Consider the following 18,976-nt stretch of genomic DNA (forward strand, 5'->3'; position numbering starts at 1 on the left):
ATGAGCCCGGTAATGCCGGATGGCCTCCCGGAGGATGACCGCCTGGGCCCCCTCTCCCTCCCTACCTCTTGGCAAGCTCTCGCTCTTCATGTTAGGTTTAGTATGGGATTGCAGAGTGAGGCCATGCCGATCGACGGCAGATAGCTAAGAGGCATGCCACGGAGCGAAATGCTCCTCGGTGGCATTAGCCGCCGAGGGAGGGCTCGGTGGGTGATCCCCTTCGCCGGTCCTCCGGCCTTGGGTGAAAAGCCCCCGACCACGACCGGAATACGCAGAAAGCAGCGTAAATCCTATTGAAAATCGAGCATCGGCGCTGATGTTCATTCGGATCTTTTCGCGAATCGAGTCTATACGATTAAGGTTCTCTTTGTGAGTTTTGTGAGGATATCATACAACATGTTTGGAAGTCGAAAGTATATCTTGATCATTAGCCATGATGTTGTTGGTGATCGGATGGCAGGCCCAGGTATTCGTTATTTTCATCTAGCACGGGTTTTAGCCCAGGAGTTTCGAGTAATCCTTGCTGTCCCTGAAGGATCCATGGTTTCTGGGATCTTTCCCATAATCATTTACCGTTCTGAAAGGGATGCACTTCTGGAGCAAGCTATAGCGAATGCACGGGTGGTGATTATTCCGGCAGTGTATGTTGCCCAGATCCCAGCTATCTGGAATACTGATTCCTTCATTGTAGTGGACGGATATGATCCATTTGTGGCCGAATCTTTATTCCTGGGCGGAGATGTTCTCGCCTTGCAACGTGCTCTGACTAAAGCCTATTTGGTGGGAGATTTCTTTATTTGCGCCAGTGAGCGCCAGCGGGACTGGTTGTTAGGATTATTAGAGGCTCATGGGCGGATTAATCCGTTCACTTTTAGCGAGGATCCATCCTTGCGAAAACTGGTGGATGTTGTCCCTTTCGGTCTTCCGGAGACTCCCCCACAAGCGACCAAGCCAGTTATAAGGGGTGTCTGGCCTGGCATCAGTAGGCAGGACAAAGTGGTTCTCTGGGGAGGTGGGCTCTGGCCCTGGCTGGACCCGTTGACTGCTATCCGTGCCGTGGCTCGGGTCTGGCAGCAACGCCGGGATGTGCGACTGATTTTCCCCGGAACCCGTCATCCCAATCCTCAGATGGTCAATATTCCAACCCATAACGAAAGAGCTAAGATCTTAGCGGAGGAACTTGGATTATTAAATAAGGCTATTTTCTTTGGAGAATGGGTCCCATATATCGACTGGCCAGGTGTATTGCTGGAGAGCGATTTGGCTATAACCCTCCATCTGGATACGCTGGAAGCTCGTTTGGCTTTTCGTAGCCGGGTGCTGGACTACATTTGGGCGGGCTTGCCGGTTATCGCCACTCGGGGAGATGCGATTAGCGATCTAATAGAACGATATCAATTGGGAATCGTGGTGGATTATGAGGATGATTTGGGCGTAGCCAGCGCGATTCTTCAGCTCCTGGAGATCCCGAAAGAGATCTGGCGGACACGATTTGAGAAGGCTTGGAAAGATTTGACCTGGGAGCGTGCAGCGCGGCCTTTGATGGAATTCTGTCATTCCCCTCGCCGAGCGCCGGATAAAGCGACGTTGGGAGAACATATAGGCAACCCATATTACATAAGCGAGATTACCTATTTGCGAACGCTCATAAAAGGATATGAGCAAGGACGGTTTATCCGTTTGATGCGCTGGCTCCATCAAACCAGGGTTGAGGTCCAAAAATGGTTGCGCCAAAGGTTTCTGTGATTATACCAATATGGAACGGATCTGAATATTTAAATGCATGTTTAGATAGTTTAATAGCTCATGATTATCCGATTTTTGAGATTATTGCAGTCGATAATGCCTCAGTGGATGGTTCGGCTGAGTTGATTGCCCGGCGCTACCCACAGGTGCGGCTGATTCGCAATGCCGTGAATCTCGGGTTTGCTGGAGGGTGTAATGCTGGTCTCAAAGCGGCTCATGGAGATATTCTGGTATTGCTGAATCAAGACACTATTGTCCAACCTGGTTGGCTTCAGGCCCTCGTGAAAGCACTTCAAAAAACCAAGATAGGGGTTGTGGGATGCAAGATGCTCTATCCGGATGGCAGGACGATTCAGCATGCTGGGGGATGGATTGAATGGCCGCTCGGCCTGGCCCACCATTATGGTCAGGGAGAGCAGGATAAGGGCCAATGGGATGAATCCAGGCCAGTAGACTATGTGACCGGGGCCGCTATGGCTTTTCGGCGGGATGTTCTAGAAAATGTGGGTTATATGGATGAAGGATTCTGGCCCGCTTATTATGAGGATGTGGATTTCTGTTTTCGTGCTCGACAAATCGGATATGAAATTTGGTATATTCATGAATCATTGTTACTGCATTTTGAAAACTCCTCGTTAAAAAACACCGGCGAACTTTTTTATTTTAGTGAGAAAAATAGGCTATATTTTGTGTTGAAATATCTTATACCAGAAAAATTTTTGTCCGAATTTGTTCCTCTAGAGAAAACAAGGATTTTGGATTTTGTTAAAACCATCGGAGTTTATCCATTACGATTAGCTTATCTAAGTGCCATGCCGATAGCTGCTCGGGTTCTTATGAAGAGGCAGATTGCAGATGAGGAAACTGTCAATAAAGTTCTTTTAGCACTGAGATCATTGTATCATCTTACCGAAATATATTTAAATGACGATTTGAATCAAGACGAACAAATGGTTTTCTCTGGTTTACAAGAATTTGAGTTCCGCTCGGCAATTCCTATAATTGGGCCTCTGATTGCTTGGTTTCGCAAAACCTGGTATAATGTGGCTGCCCGATGGGCAATCCGGCACTTAATCCAGCAACAGGCAGCAATTAATAAACGGCAAGAACAGATAATTCTAGAACAAAAACGGAAGATTTTTTGGTTAGAACGATCCTTGATGGAGAACACGCTGTCTTTGAGTCAGGAGATTGCTCGGCTGCTCTTGGAATCAAAGTAAAACAACAATATTGGTGGTTAAAGTAAATGAATTCTTGGAATACCGCTTCGCGAAGTTGTTTAATGTGAGGGAGCCGGCCATGGATTCTTATGATGGTTTGATGGAAATTCATGATCCAGAGATCGATCCGGCTCGTATTATGGAAGAAATCCGGGGGCGGATTCAACGCCGCCGAGAGGAATTAGGATACCCTCGGCAGATTTTCCTCACTTTTGGCGCTGCAGCTTATCCAGGTGAGCCTGAGGGTGAAGATTATGACATCGAGCTATATTTCCACTTGCGTCGCGCTAATGAAACTTACCATCAAATTGGTGTGGAGTCGCTGATCGTTCCTTCCCTTTGGTCTTCTATCCCAATTCTGGGGCCTCTTTGGGATCGCATCCGGCGCGAGGCTCACAACCTTGTTCTTTTTTACGTGAATAAATTGGCCCAACGACAAGCAACGGTCAACCGGCATCTGGTCAGTACACTGAACCGAATGGTGCTCCAAATTCAGGAACAGCAGCGTCGCATCCAGGCTATGGAAGAAGAATTGTGCAAGCTTCGAGAGGGTAGCTGATGCGAATTGCTATTGTTGTTCCTCGGTATGGCGCTCAAGTTCTGGGCGGCGCGGAATCTCAGGCTCGGGGTTTCGCCGAGGCAGCAGTCCAGCGGGGATGGGAAGTCGAGGTCTGGACGACCTGTGCGCATAGTCATTATACCTGGGAGAACATTTACCCAGCCGGAGTGGAACATGAAAACGGAGTCATCATCCGCCGGTTTCCTGTAGAGTCGTGGAAACGAGAACGCTGGGTGGAACTGGAAATTCGACTGGCACAAAAGGGATGTTTGTCTCATGCAGAAGCCTATGATTGGTTAGACAGTGGTCCTCATAGTCCTGCATTATACGCTCATATTAGGCGCGATAGCGCAAATTATGATGCGATCATAGCACTACCTTATCCTGTGCCTCTCGTTCACTACGCGGCTTGGTCTGCTGAAAGCCATGTCATCCTGTGGCCTTGTCTTCATGATGAGCCCTATGCGTATTTGGAGCCTGTTCGATTGCTGCTGGAAAGCGTATGGGGAGTGATGTTCTTTTCCCCCGAAGAAGCCAGGTTGGCTATCCATCGTCTCCGGGTTCACCTTCACAGATTCACGATTCTCGGCGCAGGGATCCGCCCGATCTTTGAGGCGAATATAGACCCACAAGGTGAACGACTCAATGATTACATCCTGTATGCAGGCCGATTAGAAGAAGGAAAAAATGTCCCTTTGCTCTACGAATATGTGGGACGCTACTCTGAAGAAAAGGGCAGAATTCGTCTGGTAGTGATTGGCGAAGGGCCGATCAAGCCGCCGAGGCATCCAGCTTTTGTATACCTGGGGTTTGTATCTGAAAAGGAGAAGGCCGCCCTTTACAGAGGAGCCCTGGCCCTCTGTCAGCCCTCATTGCGAGAGAGCTTCTCCATAACAATTATGGAAGCCTGGCTGGCAGGTCGACCGGTGCTGGTCCATGAAGACTGCCCGGTTACGAAAGGGCATGTCCAACGTAGCAAGGGAGGATTGTGGTTTCGGACCTACGAGGATTTTGCGGGGGCGCTGGATTGGCTTCAGGCCCATCCAGAACTGGCTGCTCGGATGGGCGAGAACGGAAGGCGCTATGTGTTGAGCAATTACACCTGGGATGTGATCCTGGACCGCTTTGAGAAAATCCTGCAGGACTGGAAAGGGACATGAGAGATCAACGGACGCTCCACCAGTTTATCATTGGTGCGACCCCCGGGGATGCCATTACAGACCAGGCTTTTGTGATCCAGCGCTGGCTTCGGGAGGCCGGTTTTCAATCGGAAATCTACGCTGAAAGCATCCATCCCTCCCTATTTGGAAAAGTAAAGCCCTATCGGAGTTATCGCCCTTCCCAGCCCAGCGAACTGGTAATCCTCCATCACAGCATCGGCTCAGACCTGGTTGACCACTTGCTTGCTCAGAACGTGCGTTTCCTGATCATTTATCACAACGTAACACCCCCTTGGTTTTTTCGGCTTTTTGATCCATCGTTGACCAGACAGGTAAGCAGAGGAAGAGAACAACTTCAGTCTTTGAGGAAGCGCACAGTATTGGCCTTAGGAGTTTCTTCTTTCAACGAGACTGAATTGCGCCACGCCGGGTATGCCCATACCGGCGTTTTGCCCATTGTTCTGGATCCCGCCCAATATGATCTAGAACCTAATTCGGATTTACTGTCCCGGTATCAGGGCGGTGGTGTGAAACTTTTATTCGTAGGGCGCCTGGTTCCCAACAAGCGACAGGAGGATTTGATCAAGCTGCTCTGGTATTACCGGCGCATTGACCCAGAAGCCCGGCTGTTCCTGGTGGGTCCACCCTGGGTGCCTTCCTACGCAGAATGGTTGCAGGAATTAGCGGAGATGCTGGGCCTTGCGGATGCTGTGGTGTTTACCGGCCATGTCTCTCAGCAGGATTTGGTTACCTATTACCGCCTGGCGGACATTTATGTTTCCATGAGCGAGCATGAGGGATTCGGAAAACCGTTGATAGAGAGCATGTATTTTGGCATCCCAGTGTTGGCCTATGCAGCAGCAGGGGTTCCGGAAACGATGGGAGGAGCGGGTGTGCTGTTTCGGGAGAAAGACTACGAGGCATTAGCTGAACTAGTAGATATAATTGTAAAAGATGAGACCCTTAGGAATCGAATTATCGCCCGAGAGCGGGAACGGGTGAAAGAGTTCCTTGAGCCTTCGGTACGACAGAAGTGGGAGCAGTATCTACATTTCGCTATGGAGAAAATATGACCCATATCCGAGCAATGATGCGTCTCTTGTTTGAATTAAGCGCGGTTTACAGGGCCTGTCTGAAACGCGAACCGGATGCGGATGGTGATGCCTTCTATCTGGCGGCGCTTCGCCGGGGAAGCATGAGCAAGGTAGATATCTTGCGCTCGGTGCCGGAATCCAACGAGTTCAAACAAATCTGAGGTAAGTGCAAGATGAGGAAAATCCAGGATCATCCTACTCTCTCAAAGCTCGTTCTTTGGGTCCCTTTCTGGGTTCTCTTTGCCTTGAGGTGGCGGGTACAAAATATTTTCATATATATTCCTGGCTATGGTGATGTATTAGAGGTGTTGTGGGGCATTCAATGGTATTATGATTCTATTTTTATCGAGCACAAGACGCCATTTTTTACATCTTTTGTTTTTTCGTCCCTTGGGATGGCATACTTCAACATTGGCCCATACGCCTTTTTTCTTTTTGCTTGCCCTCCCCTTTTACGGAATCGGCGGACTTGCTTTTGCATATAATTTGCTCTCTGTTTCATCGATGATTGTTTCATTCTCTGGTTGTTTCTTATTTATTAAATCATTTTCTTCGCCTTTAATAGCAACTATTGCAGCTCTGGTTTATACATTTGTGAACCCCCACTGGTTTCGGTTAGAGGGTCATCTGCATACAGCATGGCTCTTTGGGGTGCTCCCTTGGCTGGCGTTAGCCATTGAAAAGCTGGGGCAATCCAATACCTTGCAACGCTAAAGATGACTTGTCATTGCTGCGGGTTTAATATGGGGGTTCGCTATTAATTCCTCGTTATACGGTATCTTCATGGGAGCTCTTGTTTTCTGGGTATGGGGACCTCGTCTTTTATCGAGCAAGCGAATTTTGCGAATAATGCTTGTCACTATTATTGCTCTGACCTTCGCTTCTCCAACAATTTTACTCTATGTTTTAGGTGTGCATCAAGATCATCTCCATATTCACGGCGTTGAACATAATCTTTGGTGGGGAGCAAGCTTAAATAGTTTGTTTATTCCTTCGGTTTTTCATCCGTTAGCTATCGTTCGGAAGATTGCTCGAATTCTGTACTCCGGTCCATATGATGAGTCGGGAGCTATCAACTTAGGTTTGGTAACTGGCCTTCTGGCTCTCTTCGGATCTACCATAGTGATCAAAACTAAATCGCGTTCAATGGATTTGTTGGGGCTAACTCTGACTGGTGTGATTTTGGGCCTGGGGTTGCTGCTGCGGTGGAATGGTGAGGTGATCTCTTGTCCTGCTTTCCGTCCATTGACAGCTTTGATATGGAAATTAGGACATACTCTGAAACCAAGCTTGTTTACTACTTCGCTACCCACACCGGTTTTTGAAGATGGAATCCCGTTGCCTGGCTTGGTGTTAACCGCCATCATTCCGTTCTGGGAATCAGCAAGAACAGTATCGCGCTTCGCGTTTATAAGCATGCTGGGGGCTGTCGGTTTGGCAGCGATAGCTCTGGAAAGATTCCCTAAGTTATTGCGCTATCTGGCGATGGCGATATGGATAGTAGAAGCACTTCCACCTCCTTTGAATGGCGTGCCTGTGCCTTTACAACCTCATCCTGCTTATGCTTGGCTTGCTAACCGGAAACTAGTACCAAGCGAAGGTGTTTTAGATTTAAGAAACCCCACCCTTTTTATTGATGGAAGAACTATCTGGGCAACTTTACTGCACAATAAACCCACATCTTCTGGTGCAGGATCTTTCTGGCCAGAACACACATTTGCTTTGTGGTATTATCTCTTGAACAACCAGCATGTTCTTTCTCAAAAAGAGAGTGCGTTGGTTTTCCGGCAATACGGCATTCGTTATATTTTTCTCCATGTATTGGGTGATAAAGAAAGGGAAATGTGGGGTATGATTTCTAAAAATCCTTCCGTTCGTCCCTTGACCTGCTTTGAGCCGCTGGAGCAGCCAACTGCCTGGCCTTGGCCCATTTGTGTTGCAGAGGTGCTTGACATGCAGGGGCCTATCAACCTAGTGCTTCAGGAAGGCTGGTCGGGTGCTGAGGATTGGGGAGTGTGGTCTGAAGGGCTGAGGTCTCAAGCGGGGTGGATGAGCCCCGCTCGGCAAGATTACCGCCTGCGCATAGGAGCCTTCCCGCTCTGCGTGCCGGATCGGCGCCAGGAAATGGTCGTGAAGGTCAATGGCCAGGAAATGGCCCATTACCGGTGGCAGGAGTGCGAATTGTGGGAGAGCGAAATCCTCATTCCTGCCTCCATGGTCAGGATCGGCTGGAACGAGGTCTCCTTTGAATACGCTTATGCTCTCAGCCCAGCAGAGGTCACCCCGAGGACAGAACGGGGATCGGCGGATGCTGTCGGTAGGGTTCACCCGTTTGGAGGTGACGCGATGAGGATGTATCTATGGCTCTTGGCCGCGTTGTGTCTGGGCTTCCTCTGGAGCACAGCAGCTCCCCAGCAGGTCGCCCCGCAATATCTCTCCCCGCGGTGGAGCCGTCCACTCCTGGGCGGCCGGATTGAGGATTCCTCGCCGACCCTCTACGACCTGGACGGCGACGGCAAGCTAGAAATCATCATCGGGACAACGAAGAACGGCGCCTCGCCTGTCCTGGCTGTATTAGAGGACGACGGCGCGATCAAGTGGAGCGTTCCTCTGCCTGACCCGGTGAACTCCTCCCCGGCGGTGGCGGATATTTCGTATCCTCCGGACGGCATCCCGGAGATCATCGTCAGCACAGGGGGAGACGTTAACCAGCAAAGGGGCTCGGTCATCGCCTTTGACCGGAACGGCAACCGGTTATGGAAATACGATACTAACGATGCCCAGGGGACCGGAACCCCCAGCGGCAACTGGTCCTCGCCGACCATCGGTGACCTGGACGGCGATGGGGATATGGAGATTGTGTTCGGTTCATGGGATCGCAATATCTACATGCTTAACCATCTCGGCCAATATCAGTGGCATTACCACGTGGCGGATACGGTCTGGTCTACGGCAGCGCTGGCAGACCTGGATCGGGATGGTGATCTGGAGATCATCATCGGGACCGATATCGCCGGAGGGGGCGTCCTCCCCGACGGTTACCGTCCCACCGATGGTGGATTCGTGCTGATTCTGGATAAGAATGGACAGAAACTGGCGCGCCGCCAGATGAACGAGGCGATTTACTCTTCTCCCGCGGTGGGAGACGTGGACGGCGATGGGCGCCTGGAGATTTTCGTAGGAACCGGAATGTATTGGTATCTGCAGGGCAGATACACCCAGCCCTATGTGTATGGCTTCCGGGTGAATACCTCCGGCTCCGAATGGGTGCTGGAGGACCTGCCCGGCTGGCCCCAGCCGGTAGCCTATCCAGGCATGAGTTCCCCGGCCCTGGCGGACCTGGATGGTGATGGGGACCTGGAGATTATTATTGGCACAGGTTATGCTGGAAGCAGCGAGCCCAATCAATGCCCCCCCACTTGCTATGGAGCGCTCTATGCCTGGCATCACAATGGTTCTCCGGTGTCCGGCTTCCCAATGTGGCCCAAAGACTATATGGGCAAGAACGCTTTCATCCGCTCCTCTCCCACTGTAGCCGACGTGGACGGCGATGGGCAGCCGGAAATCCTGTTTTCCATGAACTGGGACCTCATCGTGGTCGGCTCGAACGGCCAGCAAGAGAACATCCTGCATACTACCTATTCTCTCTTTGCTTCCCCAGCCATCGGCGACTTGGATCACGACGGCAAGACCGATGTAGTCATTGGGGGCTCAAACTATTACGATTCTTCGCACGGCTATGTTTATGCCTTTACCTTTGGCGTGAACAGCTACAATCCAGCACTTCAGCCCTGGCCCATGTTCCACCGGGACCCCCGGCATATGGGATACTATCCCCAGCCCCCGCGGCTGAATGTGTCGCCTTCGTCGCTATATCTCTTGCATCAGTATGGCAGCGGCAGTGCTGAGACGGCTTATCTTGGGCTCCGCAACGCGGGTGACGGGTCTTTCCACTGGGCGGTCTCTTCCATCCCTTCCGGCGTGACGGTTGTCCCCTCATCCGGAACCGCCTTTTATACCTCCACCGCTCTCCTCACCGTGACCGTATCCACCACCGGCTATGAAACCGGCACTTATTCGCTGGGGAATGTGATTATTACAGGGACGAGCGGTGGGAGTCCCGTGCAAGGAAGCCCTGCCAGCATCCCTGTGACTTTATACGTGGGACAGGTGCATCGTTTATATCTTCCCATCATCCTGCGTTCGGCACGATGAAGATTCTCCATATTGTTCAGCGTTACTGGCCAGCCAGGGGAGGGGCAGAGACCCATCTCCACGAGATTTCCGCTCGCCTGGTCGCCGACGGCCATGCGGTCACGGTGGCCACCACCGATGCGCTGGATTTTGAACTCTTCTGGGATCCTTCTCGCCGCCGCATTCCGGAGCCGGAGGGCTGGCGCGATGGGGTGCGGATTCTCCGCTTCCCGGTTCGTCATCTCCCGTTCCCCCAACTGGCCTATCCGGCCTGGCGACGCTTGCTCTGGACTTTCTCTCACTTGCGTCCCGTTCCCGTTGGTCTGCTTCAGCGGCTTTCTCGCTACACCCCCTGGGTCCCCGATCTCTGGCGCTGGCTGGAGCAGACGGACGAGCCCTTTGATCTGGTGGCCGGGATGACGATTTGCTTTGAACCGCTGATGGAGGCAGGGTTGCGCTTCGCCCGTCGGCGAGGGATCCCCTTCGTCGCCTATCCGTTGACCCACCTGGGGGCCGGGCCTCGCCCCGGCGCCGATGCCCTCAGCCGCTTCTACACGATGCGCCATCAGGTCGCGCTGGTCCGGGCCAGCGATGCAGTAGTGGCCCAGACCCCCACGGAGCGAGCGTTCTACATCCGGCAGGGAGTTCCACCGGAGCGGATCCTCGTAGTAGGACCAGGGGTAAACCCGGAGAAGGTCCTGGGCGGGGATGGGACGCGCTTCCGTGCCCGGCACGGCGTTCAGGGGATCCTTGTCGTTTCTATCTCTAATTTATCGTATGATAAAGGGACCTTTCATCTGGTAGAGGCCATCCGGCGTCTTCGCCGGCAGGGCTGTGAGGTGAGCCTGGCCCTGGCAGGGGCTTGCCTTCAGCCTTTCCGTCGATATTGGGAGCGGCTTCCCCTGGAGGCCCGTCAGGGCATCTATGTGCTGGGCCCAATCGGCGAGGAGGAAAAACGAGATCTGCTGGCCGCCTGCGATATTTTCGCGATGCCTTCCCGCACCGATTCCTTCGGCATCGTATACCTGGAAGCCTGGCTCTACCGGAAGCCCGTCATCGGGGCTCGGACCTGGGGAGTTACCGATGTGATTCAGCATGGGGAGGATGGTCTGCTGGTTCCTTTTGGGGATGTGGGCGCGCTGGCCGAAGCCATCGCCATGCTTGCCAGCCAGCCCGAGATGCGAGAGGTAATGGGCCGGCGGGGGGAGCAGAAGGCGCGCGCGTGGCACACCTGGGAGCGCAAATATCCCATGATCCGTGACCTCTACCTGCACCTGGCGGGAAAGCAGTAATGCGTGTTCTCCATGTCGTTCATCAATATCCTCCGGACAGGATTGGGGGCGCCGAACTCTACACCCAGGCGATATCCCGGGCCCTGGCCCGACGCGGGCATGCTGTGGCCGTCTTCTACCGTCGGGATGCCCCTGGTCGGGGCCTGCAGCACCGCATGGAGGATGGGGTGCGCATCTATGCGGTCTGGGATGGAGAGGCCGGGCCGGCCCGGCGGTTCCTCTACACTTTCCGCAATCCATGGATTCACCGGGCGCTCACCCAGGCGGTGGATGAATTCCACCCCGACGTGGTCCATATCCAGCATCTGATGGGACTCCCGGTTTCGTTGATGGATGCTATCCGGCAGCGCTCCATACCTTTCATTGTTACTCTGCACGATTACTGGTGGCTCTGCCCCAATGCTCAACTATTGACCAACTACAGCGGCGAGGTCTGCGAAGGGCCCCGCGATTGGAACTGCGCCCGCTGTATGCTGGCCCGGGCCGGAGTCCCCGAGCTGTGGCCGGCCATCCCCTTTCTGGCTGGTCTATCGGCTTGGCGCAACCGCGTGCTCCGCGCTGTGCTGGAGGAAGCCTCTGTCCTGATCGCCCCCACCGAATTTGTGCGCCGCTGGCATGTGGCTCATGGCGTGCCCGAGGAGAAGATCATCGTATTGCCTCATGGATTGGAGAAACCGGTTCTTTCTGCTACACCATCACGCCCTGCTGACGGCACAATTCGTTTCGCCTACATCGGCGGCCTTTCGTGGCAGAAGGGCGTGCATATGCTGGTAGAGGCCTTCTCTGGGATATGCGGGAAGGCAGAGCTATGGATCGCTGGAGACGAGTCCTTTGACCCTGCCTATGTCTCCCGTCTGCGGGCGCTGGCTACTCCCAACGTTCGCTTTTTGGGCCGGCTGGACCGGATAGGGGTTTGGCAGGCCCTGATGCAGGTGGATGTGGTGGTCGTTCCCTCCCTGTGGTATGAGGCCTACTCTTTCCTCGTCTCTGAGGCCTTCGCGGCCGGCCTGCCGGTGCTGGCTTCCCGCCTGGGGGCCTTGGCCGATCGGGTCCGCGATGGTGTGGATGGCCTGCTTCTGCCTCCGGGCGATATCATGGCTTGGCGCGCCGCGATGCAGCGCCTGCTAGATGAACCGGATCTCCTCCCTCGCCTGCGTGCCGGCGTCCGGCCACCGATGACGATGGAGGAGCACGTGGATCGGCTGGAGACGCTCTACGCTCAGGTCATTCTTCGGCACTCCTGCTTGGAGTGAGGAGGGTTGCTCACATCCCGGAGCGCCGCCCCGGATCCCCTCGCATGGTTGCCCCCCTGGTTCCGCCCTGGCAGGTGCCCCGGCGTTGGGCCTTCCCATGAAGGGCGGATCGCCGTGGGGTGAAGCCTATCGTCTGCGGCTCGGCTGGTATGTGGATTGGACTGTCACCCCCAACGCTCCACAGCCTTACGGGATTGAGTATATTCCTATCGTTCGGCTTAAGCAGTGGAAGGTCAAGGACGGGGTCCCGATGCGTTGTTGCGCAGGTCCGGGATGTGAATATCTGAAGGTAAACGGACAGTATACCTATACGGTGTCTCCCTCTCTGGAGATCCTGCGTCAGGTGGCGCAGGAGCGGCCGGGTTTGCTCTGGGTGATCGGGAACGAGATCGAGCGGGTGGACTGGGAGACTAGCGACGGGGGATGCGCGGGGCAGGATGAGATGCTCCCGGAAGTATATGCCGAGGCTTACCATGAGATCCGGGAGGCTATCCGAGCGATCGATCCCACTGCTCGCTTCGCCATCGGCGGTGTAGTCCAATTTACCCCTCTTCGACGACAGTATTTGCAACGCGTGTGGGACGCTTATCGTGCAAAGTATGGTCGGGACATGCCTGTCGATGTCTGGAATGTCCATGTTTTTATTCTACAAGAGAAGAAAGGGGAGTGGGGTGCTGATATACCAGCTGGAATAGAATCAGAACAAGGAATATTATACACGATTGAAGATAATAAAAGATTCGAATTGGGATGGCAACAACTTCTTTCGATGCGTCAATGGATGAAAGAAATAGGTCAACAAAATAAACCTTTAATCATCACAGAATATGGTGTCAATATGCCGCCTCATTACAGCGGATTTTCTTATGAAGAGGTTAAAACTTCCTTCATGTACCCATCTTTTGATCAGTTTTTAAATTATAAAGACTGTAATTTGGGTTATGGAGCGGACGAATGTCGATTGATTCAGCGGTGGAACTGGTATAGCTTGGATGATGATAGTGGCCGGTTTGAGGATGGAGAATATCATCAATTTTATAATGGTAACCTTCTTTACTCCGGCTTGGGCGGACAACCCCAGGGAATCTCGCCACTGGGGATATATTGGCGGGAATATGTGCGAGGTCTTTCTTCGGAAGGAGGGCGGCCGAGCTGGTGGCTTGGCCCGTGAGTGAATGTGGCATCCCCACGGCTCGCATCGCATCCACAAGGCCGCGGTTTAGTGATAGGCGGCGGTTAAGGTGAGAAGGGAGATGGCATTGAGCAGGCCCATGTAGGCGATCCAAGTTATGCTTAGAATCCGTCGATGCGTTCGAGGAAGCCGGGATAGCCCCCAGGTGCCTAAAATCGCCCATGGGACAAGAGCGGGAAATAGAAAGCGTCCCTGAGGCTGGAATTGGGAGAGATTATAGCGAAGCACGCCGATCCAGGCCAGCACCTCGCCCAGGGCCAGCAGGATCAGGACGCGACGGAGAGGGGCGGATTCGGGCTTCCGCCGGAGCGTAAGAGCTTGTCCAAGTGTGAGCGCCGCTCCGATCGCCCATAGCCCCAAGGCGGTGGGAATCCATCCCTGCGGAAGGGCTACGTTCGCCCATCCGAAGCGCGCAAAGAAGAGCTCGATGAGCATAGCGGGGACGGGACGCCAGTAGTCCCAAGTGAGCGCCCGAGGGTGGATGCGCAGCTCCAGGGCGGTATGATGCAATGCCGCCCGGGCTTCGGGATACAGCCCATAATACAAGCCGACAAACATAAGGCTGGGTAGCGTTAAGCGAATTGTGTTCCGGATTCGCTCCTCGGATGAGGGGACAGGGAGAATCCAGACAGCAAGGATGGCGACAGGGAATACATATAGAAAAGCCAATTTGGACAACAAACCAAGACCTGCGGTGATTCCTAAGATAAAGATTTGTCGCCGGGCAGCTTGAGGTTCAGCGATATACTGTAGGCGAGCGCTGAAGAGGAAGAGAAGTGCGGCAAGCGCATTGGTTGTAGTGTCGTTGCGAATAGACGAGCTGATAAAGATGAATTGTGGAAGTAAGGAGATTAAAGAACCTGGAAGAAATGAGCTCTCTTTCATATCTAACAAGCAAGCGGTCTCCAAGGCGGCCCAGATCACCAGAATCCCCATCAGGGCGGCTCCCCATCTTAGAATAAGGAACCCCCACATGTTTTTCCAAGTGTTAATGAGCCCTAGGGCGGGGTGAACGAACATGTTAAGATGTTCAAACGGAGAGACGCAGAACAGAGGATTCAATGGTGGGATCTCGGCAGGAAGACGATGAGGAGCCAGCCAAGCGATCAATGCATATAATCCTGATATAGGAAAATAGCCGATAGCCGGATGATACCACTCATAATTAGATGAAATAAAATTATAGTCCTCGCAGAATTTGCCTTTTCTTATAATTTTTGGATTTTCCGGCGGTCGTTTTCGCCTCGCTAAGTCCGCTACATAGCGGTAGTGAGCAGGCTCATCTGGGGTTTCCCATGGGGGCACCAGGATGGCGTAGGCAATCGCCAAGCTCATATAGACAATTATCACGCGGATCTTGCCCATTTTATCTCTTATTTTGAATATTTTATGATATTCGAATCAGCTAAACACCAAGTTAATCCACTTTTCTGGATAAAAATCCCCCACCGAATCCCTTCTCTGGCCCTTCGATGCGCCGATGCCGGCAAAACCGCCTCATCCACCCATCATCGGTCACAACAACTGCTCGCGGTCCGATGTCAGCGGTGATACGATTGGCGATCCGCCCGAAGACTCCGTCCGTTCCTGGCTTCGATCGTAGGGCCGGCCGCAACAGTGGCGGAAATACCAGGCATCATACCAGGCTTCCGGGGATGAAGGCACCCCCCCTCGTTTTGCAGATTTTCCCCAACTATAGAAAATGAGTCTGTAGGGATTGTCAAGTCCAGAGGGGCAGCTGCTGGCCTGTCGAAGGATTGCGCATTTGCCGCAGAATCGCTGAGCGGCGTGGGTGGCGGATCTCTTTTGGCTGCGAGGGGGGTGAGCTCTTCTCCATCATCGAGGGGGTTGCTCACATCCTGGAGTGCCGTTCTGGACTCGCGGGATGGCTGATCCCTGGTGGCTGTCTCGGTGAGTGGACTTTCTACTGAGGGATGACGGGATCTGCAGGTTTGAGTAGAATCGATCCGGGAGGGGATTCTGTCCGGGGCCGTTGAAAGCGCGGACCGGACACACTTCGCGTGTGATCCGGGTCGATGAAAGTCAGAAATGACTGGTCATCTGCTTCGCCTTTTCAAGTGAGGAACAGGAAGGTGGCAATGAGGCTATCCGCAGAGCAGGGGAGATAGAAGGTCTTCCACTTCGTTCCGATCTCCGGTGTGGCAAGCTGGTGCTCTCGTTTCTGCCTGGAGGCGCTTGGATCCCGTCACGGGCCAGGAGGAATGTTGGGAAATTGAAGAGTTGACGAGGTGATTCGATGGGGCTATTTGCCTTTAGGGTTCAGGGAAACCCTTTGAGAAACCTGTGGATAGGCTTTGGATTCAACCGGAAGAGATCCGTGTTTATCGCATTGGGGACAGCGGTTCTCCTTTTAACCGGATGTTCCGACTTTGTGGACCATGATCAAGCAATTGTCTCCCCCGATCTATCGGTCATTCTGGAACCCGGACATTGGGTTGGCCAAACCTTTGTCGCTCGACATGGAGGGCTGAGTGGGATGGAGTTCTGGCTGGAAGCGCAGCCGGGGAGCGCGGGTGTCCTCCGCCTCCACCTCCGGTCTGACCCTCAGTCTTCCATCGACCTGGCTGTAGCAGAGCTCTCACTGGATCAGATCGCAACCCCCGGCTTTTATCGCTTCTCCTTCCCATCGGACCATCGCTCCCATGGTGTTTATCGTTATGCTGTCCTGGAGCTAGACGGTGCGGGTGCGGTGCGAGTGGGGGCTGCCCCGGGCGATGCCTACATAGACGGCGCGGCCTATCGGGACCACGAACCATTGGATGTCCAGTTGGCCTTCCGGTTGGTCTACAACCCTTGGGGGATGATACTGGAACTGGGACGTGCGGCTTTGGGAGGAATAGGGCTGCTGACGGTAGCGGCAGTTCTCTATCTGATCCCGGGATGCGCGTTGCTGACATGGCTCTGGCGGGGTGACCCGCTTCCTTGGCCTGTCTGGATGGCTCTGGCGGCTGGCCTCAGTTTGGCCCTCTATCCTCTGCTCTTCCTCTGGACAGATCTGGTCGGCTTGCATTTGGGGCCCCTGTATGCGTGGGGGCCGGTGGTTCTGGGGCTGGCCGCGTTGGCTTGGCGCTACCGGCGCTGGCGACCTCGCCAGGGCTGGGAGGCGCTGCGGGCCTGGGCTTGCTCCGATGCCCTCTGGCCCGACCTGGCCATGGTAATCATCCTGGCCTTGGTCTTCGGCGTGCGGTTCCTGGTGGTGCGCACGCTGGACGCCCCGATGTGGGGGGATTCCTACCAGCACGCGGTCATCGCTCAGTTGCTGGTGGACAACGGCGGCTTGTTTGATTCGTGGGAGCCGTATGCTGAACTACAGACTTTTACTTATCATTTTGGTTTTCACAGTGCGGTCGCAGTCTTTCACTGGTTGACTGGGATGCCCGTATATCGGGCAACGTTATGGGTTGGGCAGATTCTCAACGGGCTGGCAGTATTGGCTCTCTATCCTTTGAGCATGAAAATTAGTGGCAACCGTTGGGCAGGTTCGGTGAGTGTGCTTATAGCTGGCCTGCTCTTGCCTATGCCGATGTTCTATGTGAACTGGGGACGCTACACTCAACTCGCAGGGCAGGTTATTTTACCAACTGTGGTGCTTATTACCTGGGAGTTTATTGAAAATTCTAATAAATCATGGGCATTGGCAGGATTGGGATGGCTGGCTATAGGGGGGCTCGCTTTGACTCATTATCGCGTGCTTATATTCTATGTGATTTTTGTTGCTGCTTGTCTTGTGCTCAATCTGCGGAAGGGAACCTGGATACAAGTACTTTCAAGAGTGAGCACATTGGGGATTGGAGCCGGACTCCTGTTTCTGCCGTGGTTTCTGCACATCTTTGCCGGGACTATTACTCAAAATTTTGTGAAACAGCTCACAACTCTTCCCACTCACCTGTCTGACTTCGCCCGCCAATACAATGCCATTGGAGACCTCACCCGCTTTATGGCCCCTTTGGGGTGGCTGCTTTTAGTCATAGCGATTGGTTCTGGACTATGGCAACGGCGACGTGGGGTTCTCCTTGTGTCCATCTGGTGGTTTTTGCTATTGGTTGCCACTAATCCAGATTGGCTCTACTTACCAGGTAGTGGGTCTATCAGTAACTTTGCCTTATTTATAGCTGTCTATATCCCGGCTGGAGCACTGATTGGGGATATGATTGGACAGTGGATAGCACACCGGAGTAGCCATTTCTGGAAGTTATCATTGACCATACTGGTAATTGCATTTGGCCTATGGGGTGCTTTAAAGCGTTTAGGCGACTTGAACATCAATGCTCATGCCCTAATAACACGCCCAGACATCCGGGCAATGGCTTGGATTCGGGAAAACACGCCTAAAAGCGCCAAATTTCTGATAAACTCTTTCTTTGCCTATGGAGGAAGCGTAGTAGTAGGTTCTGATGGAGGTTGGTGGCTCCCGCTGCTGGCCGGCCGAGCAAACACCGTGCCACCTTTGAACTATGGTGTTGAAAAAGGTCCGAGACCGGATTACCGGATATGGGTAAATGAATTGACAGCCCAGGTTCAGCAGTTCGGTATAGATTCTTCCGAAGTTTTGAAGCTGCTAAAAGATCGCGCTGTCACTCACATATACATAGGTCAACAGGGAGGCGCGGTCAACTACAAAGGGCCAAAGACATTGGACCCCAACGTGCTTTTGAAGAGTAGCCATTATCGCTTGATTTACCACCAAGATCGAGTGTGGATATTTGAGATAACACAATAATGGTAGCGACCGACCTAAAACTTTCTATGGCGATGCTGTTCAAATCGCCAAAGGGACTGCACGAGAACCAAGAGAACGATGCGGGCCTGCCGGCCCTACCGGAGGCGGAAGGGCTGACCGACCTGGCCTTCTCAGCGGCGAACCGGGCCTACCTGGCCCGCAACCGGCGGGGCTGGACCGCCCGCTTCCGGGTGACCGACGATGCGCTGGTCTATCAACCAGAGTGGATAGACAACGCCTATTTTCAGTCTCTATACACCGGCGAATCCCTGGGCACGAACGCCCGACTCTCTTTTGAGTGGCTGCTCCTTCAGCTGACCTTCAGGCAGGAGATAGGACAGGGCCTTGGACGATGGCCCTGAACCGGTCCAGGGCCAGCCGGATGAGCCTCAAAAATTGCCTGAGCCTCAGCCGGAGCCGGTGCTTGAGGAGGATAAAAAGCCCCGAGTAGGCCTGGTGCTTTTTTCCCCGGTAGACCTCGTCTCGGATGGTCTCCCCGATGAGCAGGCCCACCACATAAGCCAA

The 18,976-nt window shown here is 53.5% G+C and carries 13 protein-coding genes; 12 read left to right on the forward strand and 1 reads right to left on the reverse strand.

The genetic code is table 11. The annotated features are described in order from the left end of the window. Window positions 1-396 precede the first annotated feature (396 nt). The 10 genes from KNN16_RS00930 (at window position 397) to KNN16_RS00975 (ending at window position 13,689) form a co-directional block, all read left to right on the forward strand. Complete coding sequence (locus tag KNN16_RS00930; RefSeq protein ID WP_303898106.1) at window positions 397-1,746, forward strand: glycosyltransferase family 4 protein; 1,350 nt, start codon at window positions 397-399, stop codon at window positions 1,744-1,746. Further along, entirely contained in the window at window positions 1,722-2,966 is a 1,245-nt protein-coding gene (locus KNN16_RS00935; RefSeq protein WP_303898108.1) for a glycosyltransferase family 2 protein, read from the forward strand. The genes KNN16_RS00930 and KNN16_RS00935 overlap by 25 nt, the downstream gene beginning before the upstream one ends. A gap of 79 nt (window positions 2,967-3,045) precedes the next feature. Then, entirely contained in the window at window positions 3,046-3,525 is a 480-nt protein-coding gene (locus tag KNN16_RS00940; RefSeq protein WP_303898110.1) for a hypothetical protein, read from the forward strand. After that, window positions 3,525-4,685, forward strand: a complete 1,161-nt coding sequence (locus tag KNN16_RS00945) for a glycosyltransferase family 4 protein (protein WP_303898112.1) — start codon at window positions 3,525-3,527, stop codon at window positions 4,683-4,685. The genes KNN16_RS00940 and KNN16_RS00945 overlap by 1 nt, the downstream gene beginning before the upstream one ends. Continuing rightward, window positions 4,682-5,758, forward strand: coding sequence for a glycosyltransferase (locus KNN16_RS00950; protein ID WP_303898114.1), 1,077 nt, complete (start codon window positions 4,682-4,684; stop codon window positions 5,756-5,758). Before KNN16_RS00945 ends, KNN16_RS00950 begins: the two co-directional genes overlap by 4 nt. Then, window positions 5,755-5,940, forward strand: coding sequence for a DUF4214 domain-containing protein (locus KNN16_RS00955; RefSeq protein WP_303898116.1), 186 nt, complete (start codon window positions 5,755-5,757; stop codon window positions 5,938-5,940). Before KNN16_RS00950 ends, KNN16_RS00955 begins: the two co-directional genes overlap by 4 nt. A gap of 688 nt (window positions 5,941-6,628) precedes the next feature. Beyond that, window positions 6,629-9,994 (forward strand): FG-GAP-like repeat-containing protein, encoded by a 3,366-nt coding sequence (locus tag KNN16_RS00960; RefSeq protein WP_303898117.1) that lies wholly within the window; start codon window positions 6,629-6,631, stop codon window positions 9,992-9,994. Continuing rightward, window positions 9,991-11,265 (forward strand): glycosyltransferase family 4 protein, encoded by a 1,275-nt coding sequence (locus KNN16_RS00965; protein ID WP_303898119.1) that lies wholly within the window; start codon window positions 9,991-9,993, stop codon window positions 11,263-11,265. Before KNN16_RS00960 ends, KNN16_RS00965 begins: the two co-directional genes overlap by 4 nt. Then, window positions 11,265-12,518, forward strand: coding sequence for a glycosyltransferase family 4 protein (locus KNN16_RS00970; protein ID WP_303898120.1), 1,254 nt, complete (start codon window positions 11,265-11,267; stop codon window positions 12,516-12,518). Before KNN16_RS00965 ends, KNN16_RS00970 begins: the two co-directional genes overlap by 1 nt. An 85-nt stretch (window positions 12,519-12,603) precedes the next feature. Further along, complete coding sequence (locus tag KNN16_RS00975) at window positions 12,604-13,689, forward strand: hypothetical protein (RefSeq protein ID WP_303898121.1); 1,086 nt, start codon at window positions 12,604-12,606, stop codon at window positions 13,687-13,689. Between the two features lie 48 nt (window positions 13,690-13,737). Here the strand turns inward: KNN16_RS00975 and KNN16_RS00980 are convergent, their stop codons facing one another. Continuing rightward, on the reverse strand, window positions 13,738-15,075 hold the full coding sequence (locus KNN16_RS00980) for a hypothetical protein (protein ID WP_303898122.1): 1,338 nt from the start codon (window positions 15,073-15,075) through the stop codon (window positions 13,738-13,740). Window positions 15,076-16,207: 1,132 nt separating this feature from the next. Here KNN16_RS00980 and KNN16_RS00985 point away from each other — a divergent pair. Continuing rightward, entirely contained in the window at window positions 16,208-18,451 is a 2,244-nt protein-coding gene (locus KNN16_RS00985; protein WP_303898123.1) for a DUF6541 family protein, read from the forward strand. Then, window positions 18,451-18,813 carry a hypothetical protein gene (locus tag KNN16_RS00990; RefSeq protein ID WP_303898124.1) on the forward strand — a complete coding sequence of 121 codons (363 nt, stop codon included), beginning with the start codon at window positions 18,451-18,453 and terminating at the stop codon, window positions 18,811-18,813. Before KNN16_RS00985 ends, KNN16_RS00990 begins: the two co-directional genes overlap by 1 nt. Window positions 18,814-18,976 lie beyond the last annotated feature (163 nt).

Source organism: Thermoflexus hugenholtzii (assembly GCF_018771565.1).
Taxonomy (GTDB): domain Bacteria; phylum Chloroflexota; class Anaerolineae; order Thermoflexales; family Thermoflexaceae; genus Thermoflexus; species Thermoflexus hugenholtzii_A.

What these genes read in the sequence shown, in the direction of transcription:
- KNN16_RS00940 (WP_303898110.1), top strand. Translation starts at nt 3,046, where the DNA reads ATGGATTCTTATGATGGTTTGATGGAAATTCATGATCCAGAGATCGAT.
- KNN16_RS00965 (WP_303898119.1), top strand. Translation starts at nt 9,991, where the DNA reads ATGAAGATTCTCCATATTGTTCAGCGTTACTGGCCAGCCAGGGGAGGG.
- KNN16_RS00930 (WP_303898106.1), top strand. Translation starts at nt 397, where the DNA reads ATGTTTGGAAGTCGAAAGTATATCTTGATCATTAGCCATGATGTTGTT.
- KNN16_RS00955 (WP_303898116.1), top strand. Translation starts at nt 5,755, where the DNA reads ATGACCCATATCCGAGCAATGATGCGTCTCTTGTTTGAATTAAGCGCG.
- KNN16_RS00935 (WP_303898108.1), top strand. Translation starts at nt 1,722, where the DNA reads ATGGTTGCGCCAAAGGTTTCTGTGATTATACCAATATGGAACGGATCT.
- KNN16_RS00985 (WP_303898123.1), top strand. Translation starts at nt 16,208, where the DNA reads ATGGAGTTCTGGCTGGAAGCGCAGCCGGGGAGCGCGGGTGTCCTCCGC.
- KNN16_RS00945 (WP_303898112.1), top strand. Translation starts at nt 3,525, where the DNA reads ATGCGAATTGCTATTGTTGTTCCTCGGTATGGCGCTCAAGTTCTGGGC.
- KNN16_RS00970 (WP_303898120.1), top strand. Translation starts at nt 11,265, where the DNA reads ATGCGTGTTCTCCATGTCGTTCATCAATATCCTCCGGACAGGATTGGG.
- KNN16_RS00950 (WP_303898114.1), top strand. Translation starts at nt 4,682, where the DNA reads ATGAGAGATCAACGGACGCTCCACCAGTTTATCATTGGTGCGACCCCC.
- KNN16_RS00990 (WP_303898124.1), top strand. Translation starts at nt 18,451, where the DNA reads ATGGTAGCGACCGACCTAAAACTTTCTATGGCGATGCTGTTCAAATCG.
- KNN16_RS00960 (WP_303898117.1), top strand. Translation starts at nt 6,629, where the DNA reads ATGCTTGTCACTATTATTGCTCTGACCTTCGCTTCTCCAACAATTTTA.
- KNN16_RS00980 (WP_303898122.1), bottom strand. Translation starts at nt 15,075, where the DNA reads ATGGGCAAGATCCGCGTGATAATTGTCTATATGAGCTTGGCGATTGCC.